The sequence below is a fragment of the Streptomyces sp. KLMMK genome, from assembly GCF_036961605.1.
Taxonomy (GTDB): domain Bacteria; phylum Actinomycetota; class Actinomycetes; order Streptomycetales; family Streptomycetaceae; genus Streptomyces; species Streptomyces telluris.
Genome location: NZ_JBAMDC010000016.1, coordinates 21,796 through 40,213, shown reverse-complemented (window position 1 = coordinate 40,213; position 18,418 = coordinate 21,796). Strand labels below are relative to the sequence as shown.

Annotated in this window: 14 protein-coding genes and 1 pseudogene; 6 read left to right on the top strand and 9 right to left on the bottom strand. The window is 68.2% G+C overall.

Going from position 1 to position 18,418, the window contains the following annotated elements:
* Positions 1 to 636: 636 nt before the first annotated feature.
* Positions 637 to 2,472 carry a hydroxysqualene dehydroxylase gene (locus V7793_RS05285; protein ID WP_335581728.1) on the bottom strand — a complete coding sequence of 612 codons (1,836 nt, stop codon included), beginning with the start codon at positions 2,470 to 2,472 and terminating at the stop codon, positions 637 to 639.
* Positions 2,473 to 2,985: 513 nt separating this feature from the next.
* Between V7793_RS05285 and V7793_RS05280 the strand changes: the two genes are divergently transcribed.
* Positions 2,986 to 3,135, top strand: coding sequence for a hypothetical protein (locus V7793_RS05280; RefSeq protein ID WP_335581727.1), 150 nt, complete (start codon positions 2,986 to 2,988; stop codon positions 3,133 to 3,135).
* 148 nt (positions 3,136 to 3,283) lie between these two features.
* On the opposite strand, the gene V7793_RS05275 is transcribed toward V7793_RS05280, so the two are convergent.
* The 3 genes from V7793_RS05275 to V7793_RS05265 form a co-directional block, all read right to left on the bottom strand.
* Positions 3,284 to 3,499, bottom strand: a complete 216-nt coding sequence (locus V7793_RS05275) for a hypothetical protein (RefSeq protein WP_335581726.1) — start codon at positions 3,497 to 3,499, stop codon at positions 3,284 to 3,286.
* Positions 3,500 to 3,699: 200 nt separating this feature from the next.
* Positions 3,700 to 4,671 carry a bacteriocin fulvocin C-related protein gene (locus V7793_RS05270; protein WP_335581725.1) on the bottom strand — a complete coding sequence of 324 codons (972 nt, stop codon included), beginning with the start codon at positions 4,669 to 4,671 and terminating at the stop codon, positions 3,700 to 3,702.
* 1,250 nt (positions 4,672 to 5,921) lie between these two features.
* Positions 5,922 to 6,548 carry a hypothetical protein gene (locus tag V7793_RS05265; RefSeq protein ID WP_335581724.1) on the bottom strand — a complete coding sequence of 209 codons (627 nt, stop codon included), beginning with the start codon at positions 6,546 to 6,548 and terminating at the stop codon, positions 5,922 to 5,924.
* Positions 6,549 to 7,041: 493 nt separating this feature from the next.
* On the opposite strand from V7793_RS05265, the gene V7793_RS05260 reads away from it, so the two are divergent.
* The 4 genes from V7793_RS05260 to V7793_RS05245 are packed head-to-tail and all read left to right on the top strand — an operon-like array spanning position 7,042 to position 10,754.
* Positions 7,042 to 9,405 (top strand): sensor histidine kinase, encoded by a 2,364-nt coding sequence (locus tag V7793_RS05260; protein WP_335581723.1) that lies wholly within the window; start codon positions 7,042 to 7,044, stop codon positions 9,403 to 9,405.
* Positions 9,402 to 9,806 (top strand): roadblock/LC7 domain-containing protein, encoded by a 405-nt coding sequence (locus V7793_RS05255; protein WP_335581722.1) that lies wholly within the window; start codon positions 9,402 to 9,404, stop codon positions 9,804 to 9,806. The genes V7793_RS05260 and V7793_RS05255 overlap by 4 nt, the downstream gene beginning before the upstream one ends.
* Positions 9,806 to 10,174, top strand: coding sequence for a DUF742 domain-containing protein (locus V7793_RS05250; RefSeq protein WP_335581721.1), 369 nt, complete (start codon positions 9,806 to 9,808; stop codon positions 10,172 to 10,174). The genes V7793_RS05255 and V7793_RS05250 overlap by 1 nt, the downstream gene beginning before the upstream one ends.
* The gene (locus tag V7793_RS05245) at positions 10,161 to 10,754 is read left to right on the top strand and encodes a GTP-binding protein (RefSeq protein WP_335581720.1); all 594 of its coding nucleotides are present in this window, start codon (positions 10,161 to 10,163) and stop codon (positions 10,752 to 10,754) included. Before V7793_RS05250 ends, V7793_RS05245 begins: the two co-directional genes overlap by 14 nt.
* A gap of 890 nt (positions 10,755 to 11,644) precedes the next feature.
* Here the strand turns inward: V7793_RS05245 and V7793_RS05240 are convergent.
* The 4 genes from V7793_RS05240 to V7793_RS05225 form a co-directional block, all read right to left on the bottom strand.
* Positions 11,645 to 11,902: a hypothetical protein gene (locus V7793_RS05240; protein WP_335581719.1), complete on the bottom strand. Its 258-nt coding sequence runs from the start codon at positions 11,900 to 11,902 to the stop codon at positions 11,645 to 11,647.
* Positions 11,903 to 12,692: 790 nt separating this feature from the next.
* On the bottom strand, positions 12,693 to 12,845 hold the full coding sequence (locus tag V7793_RS05235) for a hypothetical protein (RefSeq protein WP_335581718.1): 153 nt from the start codon (positions 12,843 to 12,845) through the stop codon (positions 12,693 to 12,695).
* Positions 12,846 to 13,377: 532 nt separating this feature from the next.
* Positions 13,378 to 14,094, bottom strand: a complete 717-nt coding sequence (locus V7793_RS05230; RefSeq protein WP_335581717.1) for a hypothetical protein — start codon at positions 14,092 to 14,094, stop codon at positions 13,378 to 13,380.
* Positions 14,095 to 14,712: 618 nt separating this feature from the next.
* Positions 14,713 to 15,984, bottom strand: coding sequence for a hypothetical protein (locus V7793_RS05225; RefSeq protein ID WP_335581716.1), 1,272 nt, complete (start codon positions 15,982 to 15,984; stop codon positions 14,713 to 14,715).
* 193 nt (positions 15,985 to 16,177) lie between these two features.
* On the opposite strand from V7793_RS05225, the gene V7793_RS05220 reads away from it, so the two are divergent.
* Positions 16,178 to 17,440 (top strand): NucA/NucB deoxyribonuclease domain-containing protein, encoded by a 1,263-nt coding sequence (locus tag V7793_RS05220; RefSeq protein WP_335581715.1) that lies wholly within the window; start codon positions 16,178 to 16,180, stop codon positions 17,438 to 17,440.
* A 68-nt stretch (positions 17,441 to 17,508) separates the two neighbouring features.
* Here V7793_RS05220 and V7793_RS05215 read toward each other — a convergent pair.
* Positions 17,509 to 18,389 (bottom strand): annotated as a pseudogene (locus V7793_RS05215) (IS5 family transposase).
* Positions 18,390 to 18,418: the final 29 nt, after the last annotated feature.

The window sequence follows — 18,418 nt, the reverse complement described above, 5'->3', positions numbered from 1 at the left end:
CGTGAAGGGGACTCCTGCGGTGGCGCCGACCGGCTCGATGAGGGGTTCGCCAACGGGGCGCTTGCGGGGGTCGTAGCGCGTCTCGGCGTCCATGTAGACGACCACGTGGGCGATGCGCGGGTCATCGGGGAGGTTCGGCGAGGCGCTGTGGGCGGTGAGCGAGTGGTGGAAGGTGCAGTCGCCGGCCCGGAGGGGGAAAGCCGGCCCCGGACCTGATCGAGTGCCGGCTTCAAGCCCCGAGACAAACGGTGGTGAGGTCGCATGGGCGCTGCAATGTGTGGGCGGCCAGGTCACCTCGGTGGACGCGCGCCGCCACGTGGCCTCCTCGGGCTGCCGCTCGTCAGTGGCGAACCTCCCCGGCGGCCTCCGCAGAGCGGGACTCGACTCGACGTGTGCCGTCGCGATGCGAGCGTAGTCCGACGTCCTCACGGCGGCCTGGACGGCCCTGGGTCGGCCGGTAGACCTCGGTGGCTCCTGTCCGACCCCCCCCGAGGCCGGTACGGCGGGACGAACTGAGTCGTCCGAACCGAGCCGCTCCATGGCCTGCCGGCCAGAGCGGCACCGGCCCCGTAGTTTCGGTCGAAGGGCCGCAGCCGTTCGGGCAGCGGCCCTTCCGGTACGACTTGGTGCCGGGTGCTACCCCAGGTCGAAGGTGTTGGGCAGCCCCAGCCGATAGCGCAACTCGTCGACCCGCTTCAGGGGCTCCATCTCCGGCGGCCGGAACAACTCCCAGATGTGACACCGCTCAGCGCCCGAATTCTCCGCGTCCAGAAGTGCGTTGACCGCGCGTCGCGCGGACTCGTTGGCGCCCTCCATCGTCGCCAGGTCCACATCCGTGCGGACGTAGTCGCCCGCGAGGAAGAAGTTCGGCACCGCTGTCCTTGCCGACGGGCGGTGGTAGAGGGTGCCGGTGGGGTGGATGAGGAGCTGTTCGCGGTTTTGCGGGTCGGGGCCGCCCAGGCCCGTCACCGCCGGGTCCATGAACCAGCCGAGCCGGTCCTCGTCCCTGAGCGTTGTCTTGCCGGAGTCGTTGAGTCCGTCCTTCAGCTGGGCCCACAGTTCGGCGACGATCTCGTCTTTGGTGCACTCACGGGCCGTCTTGCCGTACAGGATGCCGGGCCTGTCCCACTCGGAGATGATCGTGGACAGGCACTCGTGGGCCTGCCCGTCTCCGTAGGCGCGCGAAAAGTCCCGTACGTCCCAGAACTGGGTCTGTCCGATCCCGGTGACCGCCCAGGGTGAGTCAAGGCAGTTGATGTGGCCGTGCACGACGGGGGTGGGTGTGCGCAGATAGAACATGACGCCGGTCATCCAGTCCGTCTTCAGCGCGTCGCACCGCCCGAGCTGCGGGTCGGCGGCGCGCAGAGCCGGGCCCCAGGTCACGCGCGCGTGCTCGACCGGGAGGGCGCAGACGTAGTGGTCGGCGGTGATGGTGCGCTGCCGGCTGCCGTCGCGCGCCGCTACCCGTACGCCGGTCACCCGGCCGCCGCCGTACACCACCTCCCGGACCTCGGTGCCGAGCACGAACTCAACGCCCAGGGAGCGCAGATGCGTCTCCCAGGGATCGATCCACGCCTCGCTGGTCGGGGCGTTCAGCACCCGGTCGATGTCCGCGTCGCCGTCCATGCCGCGGCCGAGCAGGCCCCACAGGAGGAGGGCCTCGATGATGACGCGGCCGACGGTGCGGGTGGACGCGGTCTCGGCGCGGGTGGCGACGAGGTTGCGGGTCTGGCCGATGCCGAGGACCACCTGGTACTCGCGGCTCATCTCGCCGGCGCGGATGAAGTCCCACCAGGCGACCTTCTCCCACTGGCCCTCGCGGCGGGCGTCGCAACTGGTGAGGTGGACCAGGAGGCGGTCGGCGAAGTAGGCGGCCTCGTGGGCGGGCAGATGAGTGGCGAGGTCCAGCACCGACAGGATCTGGTCGCGGATCCAGGACGGGGTGAGGCCTCCGAGGGCGGGCGGAGTGGTGACCCGGCGGAGCGGGAAGTGCAGGTCCGGGCGGCCCGAGCCGCGCGCGAACAACGCCTCCGTGCCGCTGCGGAGGTTGCCGTGGACCCCGTTCGCATTGCCGGGGAAGGGGATGCGGCGCATGGTGTCCGGCAGATTCCGGTAGAAGCCGGGGAAGAAGCGGAAGCCGTGCTCGCCGGGAAGCGGCTTGCGGCCGTCCGTTCCGGTCCCGGGGACGTCCATTGAGCGGGCCTTGCCGCCGAGGGCGTCGTAGTACTCGTAGACCGTGACTTCGTAGCCGCGTTCGGCCAGTTCGTGGGCGGCGCTCAGGCCGGACACTCCGCCGCCGAGGACGGCGACGCGCTTGCCGGAGGAAGCCGCGGTCGCGCTGCCGGAAGCCGCTACGGCGCCGGCAGCTGCCCCGCCGACGACTCCGGCGACCGCTTTCCCGGCCGCGGTCAGGAAGCGTCTGCGGCTGCGTCCGTTGTGCCCCTGGGACTGCTGCGCGTGTTCCGTCGTCATGAGCACCAGAGACTAGGGACGGGCTCCGGAAGCCGGGAGCTGTACCCCCTGTCACCCACAGCATCCTCACAAACACAAGGAGGCAGCGTCGGCGCCGTCGGGCAGTCTTTTCACCCTACGGTTGTACGGTTGTAAGAGGGCGTCGCGGCTGGCGACGCCCCCTGTACTCTCCTGACGGCCGATGCCGCGTGGGCGAGCGCCTCGGTCCGGCGCCAGAGTCTCCCACCGTCTCGCCGGGCACACGGCCGGTGATGGAGGTGATGGAGACAGCCGGCATCCGCACGAGACAATCGCCCGGTCCGCCACGCCGGGAGTGGATTCGATCAACCAGTCTGTCTGAGCAGGGTCATCGGGCAACCACCCTGGGAGCGCGATGTGCTTCGTGAAGGCTCCCCGGCAATCAGGGACGAACGGCCACTGCTGCAGAACCTCCCCGAGGGCGGACCCGGGAAGCCAGTCGTGCCAGGCAATCTCCGACCGGTCAGGCGTCACACCCTTTGCGATGACGGCCTCGTGAACGACGACTTCCCGCACACACATTGGTCCGTCCCGTACAAGCAGTTCCCCGAAACCGCCCAGTTCCCGGACCCGGGCTTCGTCCAGAGGTACGCGCAGATCGCCGCGCGTCTGCGTGCGGCGCTCGACAACCGGCCTGCCCGCTAGGCCACGGCAGGTCGGCTGACGTCCTCGTAGCTCGTGCGGCCCTGCGATGCGCGAGTGGCCTCCCGCCCGGGGTGATGCCGAGGCCGCCCGGCCCGTGGGCCGGTGTGACCGATCCGCCTGCCGGGCACCGGCCAGCACGCGGTGAGAGTCAGGCCGGCGGCCGGTCGGAGTGCGTGGCCGGGAGTACGGTGTTGTTGGCGGTCTCTGCGACTACCCGTAGCCGGGGCGCCGTCATCACAGGGGTGTCGCCGCCGGACCCGGCCGTGGTCTTCGGGCTGACGAAGGGCGCCAGGAGCATCACGACGCTGTTCATGTCCAGGCTTGCTTGGCCCGGCTCCCGGACATCATCCGTGGTATCGAGCATGGCATCGAGGGTGTACTCGCGCTCTCGGGCAGCCCTTGTCAGAGCCTGGAACGTGCCCCGGATCCGGCCCGTCCGGTCGCGTGGCGGAGAATCGGCGGCGGGCGACAGCCGAAGCCTCGGGTTGCGCTGGTGGCAAAGCGGGACGGGCACGAGCTCGTCAGTCAACCACGGTTCCGTCGGTGCTGCAGAGTTCGGCGGCGTCAGCACTCACACAGCCCGTTGCACACGTAGAGCCCCAGGAACCCGCAACCCTTGTTAGTGAAGAGACAGCCATGGGACCGGTACTGGCAACGGCAGTCGCTGCAGTACGGAGAGGCGTCACTACACTCACAGATGGGCGCCTGAGCATTGGTGGTGATGGCTGATTGATCAGCGGGCCCAATGGTCGCGACGAGGGCGCGCGCCTCAGTATCTGAAAACACGTTCTTGACCGTGTCGGCGAGAAGGCCGACCTCATCTGAAACGCGGTCTGACGCGAAGGTCGAAGGCTGGGACGCGAGTGCGACAACTGTGTCGACGACGCGCCTTTGTGATTGTGACAGATTGGGGTGCGCGGACTGATATCGCTGTAGGTGTTCCACCCAGAAACGGCTCTTCGCGGCAGAGGGGATCCTGCTGTAGATTGCAAGCCGGTACCCCATCGGATAGGCGACGATCTCGTCGTAGTGTTGCGGAAGCTGGTCTTTGTTCTCCTCTGCCCACTTGTGGGCGGCTGCGCATGTCTGCTCCGCAAACGCAGGTGTCCTGCCCGTCAGCATGATGCCGACGGCTACAGCGGCTCCCGCACCCAGCCGCAGGAACCGGGCCCGACCGATGGCGTTGGTGCTCCCGTCGCGCTCCAAGGGGTGCCCTTGAGCCTGGCGGCGTATCTGTCCGAGACGCTGCAATACACGTACGGTGGATCGCGGTCCTATGCGGCGCATCAGAGGAAGGCCCATCTGTGCGCCGATCCAGGCATGTACCGGCCCCGTCGGCTGCACGCGCAGCAGCGTCGGTGCCCACCGCGGCTGCGCTCCCAGCGCCTGCTCCCTCCACTGGCACACCTCTGGGGCGGACAGCGGTAGCACCTCGACCTTGCAGGCGGACGCTTGCGAGAGGGCACCGGCCATTTCCCGGCACGTGCCGCAGGATGCATCGAATGCGAGAATCCATCGCGTGTCTGAGATACTCATCGAGTACCCCCCTGAGTCTGTTGACGCAGTACCGTGTACCGTGTCCATCCAGGATTCCGGTTCAGTATCTGCGTCGGGTCAAGGATGTGCAGACTGCCACGTCTGCCGATCTCCGATGCTGAGCCGTATTACTGGCTTTTCTAGCATTCAGTTGACGTCAGAGTTGAGCAAGTCGTGTTCAGGACAAGGTACGCTCGGCCTCACCAGCCAGGCTCTCCAACCAGCGTCTTCCGCCAGCAGGACACTGCGGCGGCCGTAACTGAAGGTCAGCCCCATGACTTGCTCGGCGAAGGTCGGCCGAGTACAGGAAGCGACGTCGCAGCGGACTCTGCTGCGACGTGCTGGCTCGGTGTTTAGTGGATGCCAGTGACAGCACGTCAAGTTGGTGTGTTTCCGCTGCTGGGGCGTTGAGTAAGGGCGAGGTAGCTGCGGCGGGTGTGGCTGTCCATGGGGCGGTACACCCAACTCCGCTTCTCTGTCTCGGGAACGGTACTTCTGGTCCTTCGGTGGCTGCGGCGGAAGACTTGAGGCGGGCGAGCCGGGCGTGTGGGGTGAGGCCACTGCAGGGTCAAGAGTGTCCGGCCCGTGCTTCGGCGGCCGGCCGCCCTGAGGACCGGGCGGCTGCGTACGGGCATGGCCTTCTTCCGGATCGCACGACAGGTCCCGCTGCCGGGGCCGGGAGCGTCTGGGAACGGCTCACGCACTGGGAGGGACACGTCGCCCACGTGCCGTTCACCACGATCGAGGTGATCATTCCGCCACCCACCCGCACAGGAACGCGGTTCGTTGCCCGTACCCGTCTCGGCCCCGTCGCCTTCGATGACCCCATGGAGGCCGTGAGATGGGAGCCGCTCTCCTCCGGCGCCGATCCCGGCCACTGCCGGGTGGAGAAGCGAGGGCGTGTTGTCCGCGCGAAGTGCGGGCGGTCACCCGCTGGACCGCGGAGTGCCCCGATTCCTTGACGGCGTGACAGGAAGGGCTGCACGCCTGATGTACGGGCGGGTCATCGGTGGCCTGCTGCTGGAAGCGGCACGGAGGAGTGACCGCGGCGCCGCGGCGCAAGGCGAGGGCCTGGAGAAGCGTCAAGTACCTACACAGACGGCCGCCACTGGCCGCCTTCGGTGTGGGTGTCCTCGTTGGGACCTACTCGATCACGAAATGCCGACGGCCGAGGGCAGAGCGCAGCCGCAAGGTGATCGAGGTGATCGAACAGGCGGGGCGCACGCCCGGCCGGGCCGGCACACGGTGCGTCATCCTGCTTCGGCCGGAGATGGGACGCAGGCCTCGGCGTCACCGCTGGACGCCAGTGCTCGGCGAAGCGGGAGCGCTGTCAGCAGGACGAAGATGCCGAAGAGCGTGATCGGCAACAGCCCTATCGGGCGGAGAAACGCGGTGGGATGCGTCATGACCGCGCTCCACGCGACGTTACAGTTGCCCACCACGTCCGCGAGCATGACCACGGCAGCGAGCAACGGTCCGCCAGGGCGGGCACGGATGATCATGAGTGCGGCCAGCGGGTCCAGCAGCAAGAGCCCATGGAAGAGCAGTTGGACGGGCAACGGCGCGTAGCCGTAGGCGCCAATGCCGCCCGTCGCCAGAAAATACCCGTGCGCTCCCGTCCCTTCCAGGAACCCGACCACATACACCGCAGCCGTGCACCGGACCCAAACCGGACGATCTCCCCATCGCATAGCGGTCACCCTAGCTCGCCCTCGGACACCAGCCTTGAACCAGGCATCGAACTTGATTGCTCGGGCGGGAATTTGCCGGATGGTAGAGCAGCCTTCGTCTGACATGTGCTCCGGCAAGCCGAACTGATCGAGAGGACGGTCGTAAGCGCTGTCCGCGGCGTCCTCATCCTGCGAGACGTTGGCCAACCGGAGACCTGTGGCGGATCAACGAACTGCCTACAGCCTGGCAGCCGGTTCGTGCGCTGGCGGGGCCGGCCAAGGTAGTTCGCCGACCGGCACGAGAAGCCGGGTACGGCCCCTTCCCATTCCCAGCGGTTGCCCGAATCGATGCCCCGGCGTGTGAAGATGCACAACGGCATCGAAGGTGCGGCCCGGCATGGCCGGCGCGGCCCGGCCCGGCCCGGCACGAGCGGCTGCGGGGACGGGACAGGATGGGTAGCGGTCGCCGCCGGCCTGTCCCGACTTCTCCGGGCACAGCCGACAATCACCGCAACCGGCGATGAACTGCTCTTGAGTGCCCTTACCATTCCTGCACGTCAACCTCAACCGCCGCTTTTGGAATTGGCTGGTTATGATCGGCATCCACTCCGAAATGGTCGGCTGTGTTTGACGAGGATTGATGACTCCCACAGGATCCGAAGGCCCGGGCGAGCCGGTACGAAGAAGCCGACGACGAGCCGTGTGCCTGCGTACCCTGCTCGTCGGGCTCGCAGTGGTGCCCACCCTGGCGATGGGCGTCCAGGTCGTCATCAGCTCCGAGCGGTCGGTGCAGGAGGCCCGGCACCTGCGCGAGGACGTGGCGGCCGGGCGGCAGACCGTCGTACCGCTGTACCAGCTCATGACCAAACTGCAGTCGGAGCGCGCGGTCACCGCCGCTTGGTGGTCGGGCATGCCCGTACCCGGGGCCGACCTGCGTAACCGCCGGGCCGACACCGACCGGGCCGTCACCGCGTTCCTGAAGTCGTCGGACCCCGATCAGGTCCATTCCGACCGGGCGAAGGACCGCCTCCGTGAAGTCGCGCGGGGGTTGGCCGACCTGGGCGCCCAGCGCGAACGGGCCGACGCACGCCACGGGACCCCGGACGACACCGTTAATTTCTACACCGGGCTGATCGGCGGGACGGTCCGGTGCTACGGAGACTTCAGCCACGTCGACGACGGCGCGCTCACGCAGGAGACGACGTCGCTCGTGGCCCTGCTCTCGGCGGCGGAGGCGGTGGCTCGCGAGGATTCCATCCTCGCGCTGTCGGGCCCCTCCGGGAAGCTGACCCCCGCCAGGTTCGGCGAATTCATCCAAGCCGCCGGAGCAGGCAACTACTTGTACGACTCGGTCGCCCGCGACCTGCCCCTCGACGACCAGGACGCTCTCCAGCGGATCCTCACCTCGACCGCCTGGCAGACCAAATCCCGTATCGAGAAGGCCGTCGTAGACGAGCACCGGGACGTCTCTTCCGGCGTCATGCTGCCGCCGGACGTCAGTGACTGGCGAGCGGCCTACGAAACCTTCTCCGCCCAGTTGAACACCCTCGACGAGAGCGAGCTGCAGGAGCTGCTCGCCCACGCCGACGACCGGGCGGCCGAGCTGGAGCACCAGGTCGTCGTCCTGGTAGCGACGAGCAGTGCCGCCCTCCTGCTGGTCGTCGCCCTCGTGGTCTTCACGACGCGTTCGGTCCTGCGCCGTTTGCGGGACCTCCACGACCGCACGGTGGCGGTCGCCGAGGAGACCTTGCCGGAGGTCGTGGCCCGCCTCCGGCGCGGAGAGTCCGTCAGCGCCGACGCACTGCCGCAGCCGGGGGGCGAACAGGACGAGGTCGGACGGATCAGCGACGCCTTCGCCCGCGTCGTCGCCGTGTCCGTCGAGGGACACCGGGAGCTCGCCGACGAGCGGCAGGGCTTCAGCGTGTTCGCCTCCGGCATCGCCGCACGGACCGGGAACCTGGTCAGCCGGCAGCTCGCCCTCACCGAGCACATCCAGGACACCTTCGGCCAGGACGAGGCACTCCTCGCCGACCTCATGAGCTCCGATCAGCTCACGGTCGGCATGCGCAGACAGATCGAGAACCTGCTCATCCTGGCAGGCGGCGAGATCCCCGACCCGCACATGGAGCCCATGCGCATCGCCGATCTGCTGCGCGAGGCGGCAGCCGAAGTCGAGGACTTCCGGCGCATCGACCGGCACGCCCTGGACGAGACCAGCGTGGAGGCCGGCGTGATCAGCCAGCTCAGCCACCTCCTGGCGGAGCTGCTGGACAACGCCACCCGCTTCTCCCCGCCGACGACGAGGGTCGCCATCCGGTCCGAACTGGTCGGCGACGGCCTCTGCATCGAGGTCGAGGACCGCGGCCCGCGCGTCACCGCCGAGAGGTACGAGGAGATGAACGCCCGACTGCACTCGGCCCCGCCGTACTCCGTGCTCGCCCGGAACGCCCACCGGCTCGGCCTCTTCGTGGTCGGCCACCTCGCCGACCAGCTCGGGGCGACGGTCACGCTGCGCCGGTCGGCGTTCGGCGGAACCTCCGCCATAGCGATCGTCCCGGCTGAGCACCTCGTGGCGACCCGGGAGCGCGCTGCAGTGCCCGTACCGGTGGAGGAAGCCGGGGCCGAACCGCGGCCCGCCGAGGAACGGCGGCCGAAGCTTGTCCCGCAGCGGCCGTCCGGCGAGCTCGCTTCCGGCGGACCCGCTTCCGGCGAGCCCGCTCCCGGCGCGCCGGGCCTGCCCCGCCGCCTGCGGAAGGAGCAGGCACGGGAGGCCGGGAACACGGCGCGGGTCGCCGCGGCGGAATCCGGGGCGAACGCAGACGCGAGGCCCGGCCCGGAGGAGGTACCGCCACGGCCCGGTTCCGGGGACGCCTCCGGCCGGCCGGCCCTCCCCGAGCGCATCCCGCAGGCCCACTTGGCCCAGCAGCTCCGCGAGCCGCGCTCGGCCGGACCGGTGGGCGCGGGCCAGGACGCCGCCACCCCCGAAGAGGTGGCCGACGCCTGGGCCGACTACGAAGACAGCACCAGGCAAGTGGAACTCGAGCTCCGACAGGACCAGCCATGACGACGACACAGAACGATGCGATCTACAGCATCCTGGACAACAACCTGAGCAGGATCGCGGGGATTCAAGGAGCCGTACTCCTCTCCAACGACGGGATCAAACTCAGCGCCTACATGCTGGAGCGGGACCAAGCCGAACGGGTCGCCGCCGCGTCCTCCGGTATCGCGTCCACCATGAAGGCCATCTCGCGGGAGATCGACGGTGGCGGAGTGATCCGCCAACTCGTCGAGATGGACGACCGGTACCTGTGCATCGTCGGATGCGGATCGGGCAGCACCCTGATCGTGGTGGCCTCCCGCAAGGCACGGCTCGGGGAACTGGGCGGCGAGACGGTCCGCGCCGCGCAGGCGCTCGGCGAGTGGCTGGACACCCCGGAACGTTCACAGGCGCCCACCTCGTAATGGCGGCCGACCCCCAGCCCGGACGGCGCCGCCGGACGCGGCTGTACGCCCTCACCGACGGGCGTACAGCCGCGTCCCGCCACGGCCTGACGATGGACACCCTGATCACAGCGGCCCCCGGTGCCGGCCACGGTCACGGCGGCCTGCCCACGGAATGGCAGGAGATCCTCGCCATGTGCCCGTCGCCGAACGGACGGGCGGTCGCCGAGATCGCTGCTCGGATGCGGATGCGCCTGACTCCCACGGTGGTCCTGCTCGGCGAGCTGCTGGAACGCGGCCTGATCCGCCACCGGCCGCCGCTGGACGCCTCCGAGACCTCCAACGTCCACCTGCTCATGAAAATCAGGGACAACCTTGCCCGACTATGACAGCGCCACCGCGCCGGAAGCGTCCCCCGTCAAGATCCTCGTCGCCGGGGGCTTCGGAGTCGGCAAGACGACTCTGGTCGAGGCCATCTCCGAGATCGATCCGCTGCGGACCGAGGAGCGGCTGACGTCCGCCGGCGTCGGCGTCGACGACCTCGACGGCATCGAGAGCAAGACGGCGACCACGGTCGCGATGGACTTCGGCCGCATCACCCTCACCGACGCCGGAGTGGCCCTGTACCTCTTCGGCACACCGGGCCAGGAACGCTTCTGGTTCATGTGGGACGACCTGCTGTACGGGGCGCTCGGGGCCGTCGTCCTGGTCGACACCCGGAGGCTGGACCGCAGCTTCCCCGCCATCGACTTCTTCGAGAACCGCGGACTGCCGTTCATCGTCGGCGCGAACTGCTTCAACGGCGAACAGCCGTACACCCCCGAGGAGATCAAGGCGGCCCTGCACCTGAAGGACCCGGACACCCCCGTCCTCCTGCTCGACGCCCGCTCCCGGGAGGACGTCCGCAGCTGCTTGCTCTCGCTGCTGGACCGGCTCATCGCACAGGCGCGCCTCACCGCGCCTGCATGACGGCGGACGGCGGACGGCCCCGGCTTCCCTGGGTTTTACGTGTGGGGAAGCTGAAGCCCGCCGCGCGCGTTGTGGTCGTTTCCGACGGGACAGTGCCCCTCGTGGGACATCCCGGAAGAAGAGGCCGTAGCCATGGTGCAGTAGCGCAGGTCCGCTTGGCCGTTAGGGCTTCTCGGGCACGTTGTACAGCAGTACGAAGCCGTAGCCGACGGCTTCCTGGCGTTCCCTGGCCGGTCGTTTGTGCAGAGCTGGTGGACCGGTGGGCCTCGCCCCTCCCAGCACATGTGCCGCTGGCCCTCCCTCCCGAGACGTTCCTGGACGGCTTCACGGACCCTTCCCGCTCCAAGCCGCAGTGGCTACGTCACGGGGCTGCTCCCAGGCACTCGCGCTGCCCGTTCGTCGGCTCTTCCGGACGGTGCGCTGGCACTGCCGGCCAGCCACCGGCCGAGGTCCGTCCTGTTGCACGGTGACCCGGGGCAGGAGCTCCGCCTGCCCCTGGCCTCGTAGTGGCTCCCGTACGGCCGCGTAGTGCCGCTGACAGGCCGCCAACCAGGCCGGGTCCCACCCCGGACGGCCCATGGAAGCCCAGTGCGAAAGACCGTCGCCGCGATGCTGATGAACGACGCACGGGTCGCCGTGTTCGTTATCGACGCTACCGACGGCCGTCTAGCCGCGTGCTCCGCTGCCTTGTACACCCCACGATTGCCCACGCATTAGGCGAACGCCCCCTGGCACGGAGAGGTGCGCCTACGACCGGGGCCGATTCCTCGGCATGGTGCACTCCATCACCATTGGGGGCCTTCCCATGCCCGTCAGGCGTGCGCCTGTGATCTACGACGCCTGCCGGCCTATGTCGTACGGCATACCGGGTGGCCGGGCGCGGGGGCCGGTCACAGGTCGGTGATCACTTGGTACGGCTCGTTCTCGAGGATGCGGTCGGCCTGCACCGCGCGGCCGAGCTCGCCGCCCGCAGCGGTGTTCACGTCGTTGGTGACGTGGGAGCGCACACAGGGCGCATCCGTGGTGCCCCGCAGGATCTTGACATCCTTGACACTCCACACACCGCCTACCTGCCGTTCCTGAAGGTGAATCGCCGGTACGGGCTCCTGGGGGTGCTGGGGTGCCATGGGCTGCTTCGGGTCTCCCATGTGCATGTGTATGCGGCTTCGGTGTTTTGACGTGGCAATGTCAGAATATTGATCATGGACGACCGTCGGCCTGAACAGCCCCCGCCATCCCCAGAAGCCCCGCCTCCGGAGCCCGTTGATGCCCCGGAGCCGACGAGCGCGGAGGATGCGGGCTCCGACACAGGCCCGGCGGAAGCGCAGGAGCCTATGGTTGGGCGCGCCGCGGGTGCCGAGCAGGCGGACGATGCTCCAGAGCCGGCGGATGCGGAGGAAGGCGGCAGCGCACCGGAGCAGACCAGCACCCCGGAACCGGAGTCCGAGCAGCCCGGCACCGAGGTCCCGGAGCCGGCGGACGCGGAGGACTCGCAGCAAGCGGGTGCCGGGGACGCGGACGAGGCCCTGGAGCCGGAGGTCGTAGAGGAATCCAGCAGTGCACCCGAGGAAACCGATGCTCCGGAGCTGGAAGCCGAGCATGGGGACGCTGACGCCCCGGAGCCGGCGACTGCTGAGGATACAGACTCCGAGACAGGCCCCGTAAACGCGCAGGGCGCGGGTGCCGAGCAGGCAGACGATGCTCCGGATCCGGCGGATGCGGAGGAAGCCGGCAGCGCACCGGAGAAGACCAGTACCTCGGAGCCGCAGGCCGGGCAGTCTGCCGCCGATGCTCCGGATCCCGCGGCTGCGGGGGACTCGCAGGAAACGGGTGCTGAGACAGCGCACGACGCCCTGGAGCCGGAAGCCGAGCAGTGGGACGCAGTACGGCGGCGCCCCACGACGCATGGGATCGGGATGGCCGCCGACCGGACGCTGTTCAGCAGACATGTACCGGGCTGGCCTCCGAGCCCGCAACGACATCGCACAGCTGATCAACGATCTTCCGGAGCCGGCAGGCGAGCTTCTGCGGGAACTGGCCGAGCACATTGACGGCGACTTCACGAAGTTCACCGAGCAGGATGATGGCCAAGCCCTCATCGAGGCGACCGGCTCTCTGCCAGAGGCACACGAAACCGTCTGGTGGTGGCAACGGAAGCCGTCAGTGCTCCCGTGGTAGCGGCGGCCGCCCACCGGCTTTCCAGATGGTGAAGTCGCCCCGGGGGCATTGTGCCGGTCTTTCGGCTGGCCCGTTTCCCAGGAGCCGCTTCCCGAACCGGCATGAGATTTGGCCCGCACATCCAATCGATCCGCGCCCGTAAGACCATCACTGGCCGCCCGCCCCGAACCTCCCCTGCATGTATTGCTCAGCGCAGTGTGACCTGGTCGCCGACGCGCGAAAGAAGCAGGCGAGTGATGGTCGCGTCGCCCGGCGCCCCGGATGCCGGGACCACTGCTGCACTGTCACCAGTGCGTGGCCATCGGCACCAGACCGGTGCCTCGGCTCTCCCCGCCATGGCATGAAGCGGGGAAGCTGGAGCCGGTACTCGACCGCCGGCGTTGCTCACTCCATACTCCCGGTTCCATGACGGCCCGGGGGCATGCAGTGACCGCGTCAGGCCGGCTCAGCTGCCCAGGGGGCGGTATGCCGAGTTGAGTTGGTCGAGGGACCAGCCTGGGCTTCCAGGGCGGCAGCTCAGTGCCGAGTCGGCCGTGCGGGACGCGTTGGTTCCGGTGTTGAAGTTGGCGTTGGGGGTATTGGGCAGCAGGCCCATGTAGTACTGCCCGCCCGACGTCCACACGCACTGGTGCAGGTTGAGGTAGCGGTTGTCGGTCAGATCGAAGGACTGCACGGCGGAGTTGGCCAGCAGCAGTCTCCAGCCACCCCCTCCCGGGCTGCAGGTCAGCGTGGTGTCCGCGGTGTTGGAGACGTTGGTGCCGGTGTTGAAGTTGGCGTTCGGGGTGTTCGGGAGCACGGCTGTGTAGTGCTGCCCGGCCGAGAAGTACACGCACTGGTGCAGGTTCAGGTACCGGCCGACGGTGAGGTCGAAGGCCTTCACCGCGGAGTTGGCGGGAGCGGGACGCCAGCCCCCGCCCCCTGGGCCGCACGAGAGTGCCGTGTCCGGCGTGTCGGAGACGTTCGTACCCGTGTTGAATGCTGCGTTCGCCGTGTTCGGCAGCACGTTCGTGTAGTGCCCGCCACTGCCGACGTAGACGCACTGGTGCAGGTTCAGATAGCGCTGAGCCAGCCGTGGCCCTGGCTGCTCCGCCACGGCGGTGCTTCCCAGGGTCAGGGCGATGGCCCCAACAACTGCCGCCGCGACAACGGAATATCTGCGCATGGCGCACTCCTCCCGATCCGACGCCGCCCATCAGGGCATGTACGCACCAAGCTACTCATGCGAAGCCTGGAGCAGGTCCGCGAGTACACGGTGTACCCCGTATGGCTCAATCCCTCGGATGTCAGTGCGGCGAAGCGCTGCCGCGTCGCCGGACCGACGAAGGCGGTGGCGGGGTTGAGGCGTGCGCCGGGCGCTGTGCGGGAGGCCCGCTGGTGGCGCGATCGTGGTGCGGAGGGGCGTGGCGCCCTCAGGCGGGGTAACCGATCTCTGAGATGTCTCGGATCAGATCGGCGAGCTCGATCTCCGGATTGAGTGCGGCGACGATCTGCGGCGTCAGCGGCGCTGGGCTAGGGCCTGCCTGATGGGTCGGTGACGAACCGAGACGAGAACTCGTTGGCTATCGTCAACACGCCTCGCATACACGTGCGTTGACCTCATTACTGTAGTCAGGCTGAAGCGCGAACCACCCTGGAATGGGTTCGCTGCATATAACAGGGGACGTTCGGCCACGGGCACCGGTCCCCAAGGCTGGGTTCGGGGTGGAGACACGGAAGGCCCCGCACGGAACCGGGAGGCCGGGGGCTCAGGTGCGGGGCCGCGCTCATGGGGTGGGGGCTGTCAGACTCGGGTCAGGGTGTACGTACCCGTGCCGTCCTGCCTGCCGCTGGAGTACTGGCGGATGAGTTCCCCGTCCGCGTACCGGTCGTGGCCCATCATGGAGCCGGTGTACTTGTTCTGCAGGCCGATCTTCGTGCTGCCGGGTACGTCGCGGTAGATGTAGAACCGCTGGAGGTCGTCCTCGCCGCAGGTGGCCGTTGTCAGGTAGGCCTGTTCCTGGTTGGCGATGTTCGCCGGGATGGTGGCGCATCCGCTGTTGCCCCAGTTCTTCAGGGTCGCTTCGAGGACTCCGTTGTTCTCCGTCACGTTGCACAGGAACCAGTTGTCCAGGTGGGCACTGGTCCAATTGGATGTGCGCAGGCGGATGCCGTCGTTGGCCAGGAGCGGTGCGCTCCAGTTCAGGGGCTTGCCGGGGACGTCGATCCTGTAGGCGCCGGCTTGGCAGTTCAGGGCGGCGCGCGGGGCAGGCTTGGCAGCCTGGGTGGCCTTTGTGCTCCGGGCGGCCTTGGCGGCTGTTGCGGCGTTGTCGGCGTCGTGCTTGGCCTGGTCGGCCTTGGCCGAGGGGACGGGACCTGCCGGGTGCTTCGCGGTGGCGGCGGGGGAGCCGCAGTCCAACAGGCCCTGGGCCTTGGCCATGATGCTGTTGGCGGGGACCTTGTCCTCGCAGCGCACCGCGCCTTCTTCGAGGGTGGTGAAGGTGGTGTAGCTGCCGGTGTCGGGTCCCTCGGTCCACTTCAGGCCGCCCGCATCCGAGCGGTTGCAGTTGAGGCTGCCGTAGGTGCCGGTGACCTTCTTCGTTCCCTCGTACAGTCCGTAGTAGCCGGGCTGGCGGAAGTTCCACGAGATCGACTTGGAGGTGCTGGATGTCTGGGTGTAGTTGACCTGGACGTTCAGGCCCAGGCTTGCGCCGACGGAGCCGAGGGCCTCGACGGCGAAGCTGCCCTGAACGGTGCCGTTGAGGCCGACGGAGACGGAGATGGTCTCCGTGGTGTTCGTGTTGACGCTCTGGGTGCCGGTCGAGCCTTCGGTGACGTACCAGCCTTTGAAGTGCGTGATGGTGGGGGCGACTTCGGCGCTCTTGATGATCGGGTGGCGTTTGCCGAGATCGGCTGCGGTACAGGTCTGGCCGGGCTGGACCGTCTGCCCGGCGGCGACCTGCCCGGCGGCGGCCGGGGTGGCGGCGGCCGGGGTGGCGGCCAGGCCCACGGCGGCCGTCGCGGTGGCTATGAGTGCTCCGAGCCCTCTGCCCAGGCGGGTTCTTGTGCGGCGCATCGTGTTTCCCCCTGTGTGTGGTCTGTGAGGTGAGTGTGAGTGAAAATAGCGCCGTCGGGGGCGGCAGGGCGATACCACAACTGGCCAAATAGAATCAAGAACTGTCCCGAATTCGGTTGGCGTGCAAGGGCGTTGACCGGTTCTATGCCTGCGATGTGCCCGCAAAGGGGCCACCGAAGGAAGGGACCACCTTGTGAAACACGTCAGACGCGGCATGGCGGCGATAGCCTCACTCGCCCTCACCGCAACCCTGCTGGCCATGGGATCCCAACCGGCCACAGCCGCCCCGGCGGCCCCTCCCCAGGGCCACGGCACCTGCACGGCTGTCCCCTCCAGCAGCGGGGCCCCCAAGGGCGCGGCGTGGGCCTGCTACGAGGCCAAGCCCGGGGCGTCTGCCCCCGCCCCCGCCACCGCACGTGCTCTTGCCCCCGCTCCCCGCGACGACCAACCGGACCCGGAAAGCCCGGAAGCTCTGTGCGGCAAACAGCCCCCCAACAACTCCACCCGCCTCGTGTACTGCATTGAAAAAGAATTGAGGTGGACCTACTACGGCCCCGACCAGAAGGAGGTGATCGGCATCGCTGAGGGCAGGCTCTACATCTACTCCAAGCTCAAGGCCGTTCCGCATTCCAACTGGAAAGAGAGCGTGATCGTCACCCTGGACAGCAAAACGGACAGTATTCCCGCCGTGGAACTGGTCCTGCAGGCCATCTGCACCGGGCAGTGCTCCGCGTCGGGGCCCCTCGTGGCGAGGCTGTCGAAAGTGGGTGAACACGTCGGCGGGAGCATCGACTACAACTCTCCGATCGGCCCGGACGCCGAAGCACTGGTTCAGCCCCAGTACCACGCGATGCTGGACCTCCTGGTCCCCGGGGAGCTCCTGCCGCCCACAAACACCGACTGGGTCGGCCCCCAGATACGCTGTGACGGCAAGACCGGCGAATGGACGGGCTGCGTCATCCCGGAGCACATGGCCAACGTGACCGTCCGCAGGTCCCTCTACCGGGCCGCCGCCATCACCTACGAGTGGGCACAGAACAACCTGACCACCCTCAGCATGGGCACCAAGAACAAACCCCTGCACTACAAGAAAATGACCGAAGAGGAGAAAAACCGCAGGCGAGACCTCACCTGCAATCTGGCGCCGGACAGGTTCGTCAAAGACCCTTCGGTGCCGGACGACTCCTGTGACGAGTTCCCCTTCGCTGCGACCCAGGAGGGCGGCAAAGCGGGCACCCAGTGCGTGGACATCCTCCCCCAACAAGTGGGCGGGGTATGGGACGTTAGCAATGTCAAGGTCCTTCGCAACGGCAATGTCAAAACAAACGCGCCCTGTGTACGCGGCCACGTCACCAACAAGGACAACGTCGATGCGGGCAGTAAAGAATTCGGCGCGGCGGTGAGGTCCGACCGCATCCTCGACGGCGAGGCCTTCCAGGTGATCATCGCCCCGTAGGCGGCTGGTCTGCCGCCCCGGGCACTCGGGGAGGCAGACCAGGGGCCGGTCAGGTTCCGTCTGACGGGTCATGCACGAAGCCACAGGCGTATGGCCGCAACGGTCCCAGTGCCGTAGAAGACGTAGGCCCGCTTGTCGGACCTCGTGGCAACCGCCCGGTTGATCTTCAACTTTCCGATAAGCCGCTCCACTTCGTTCCTGCGAACGTAGCGGGCTTTCTCGAAGCTGGTGGGCCGGCCGTCTCGGCTCTCACGGTGCAAGCGGTTGGCCTGCTGATTCCTCGGCTCAGGGATGGTGTGCTTGATCTGTCGGCGCCGTCAGGTAGCGGCGGTCGCACCGAGAGCTGTAGGCACGATCGCCGCTGAGGTGGTCGGGGCGCGTGCGCGGGTGCCCGCCCTTCGGCCGCGGGACGCGGATGCTCTCCAGGACCGGAATCATGAGGCTCGTCGCCCCATTGTCCGGGTGTGATCAGTAGGGCCAGGGGCTGCAGGCCGCCCTCACCAACCAAGTGGATCTTTGTGGTGAGGCCGCCGCGGGAGCGGCCAAGACCTTCATCGTCCCGGTGGTGGGCCGGCCGGGCTCGTCTGCCCGGTACCGCCGGGGCCCGGTGACGGGCACCCGCAGCGTGTGGGTGGGCCCTGCAGATCGTCGAGTCCACGCTCGCCATTGACCAGTCGATTCGCCCCTGCGCATCGGCATCGGCTTGCACGGCTCGCAGGAGCATTTCCCATGTGCCGTCCGCCGACCAGCGGCCATGCCGGTCGTATATCGTCTGCCACTTACCAAACCGGGATGGCAGATCGCGCCACGGGATCCCGGTCCGCAACCGGAACAGAAGCCTGTTGATCACCCTGCGGTGACACTTCCAACGCCCGCCCCGCCCAACGTTTCTCGGCAAGTACGACTTCAGCCTGGCCCACTCCGTGTCACTGAGATCTACCTGTCCCACATGCCTGGGGACGAGTTCTCGTCTCGGTT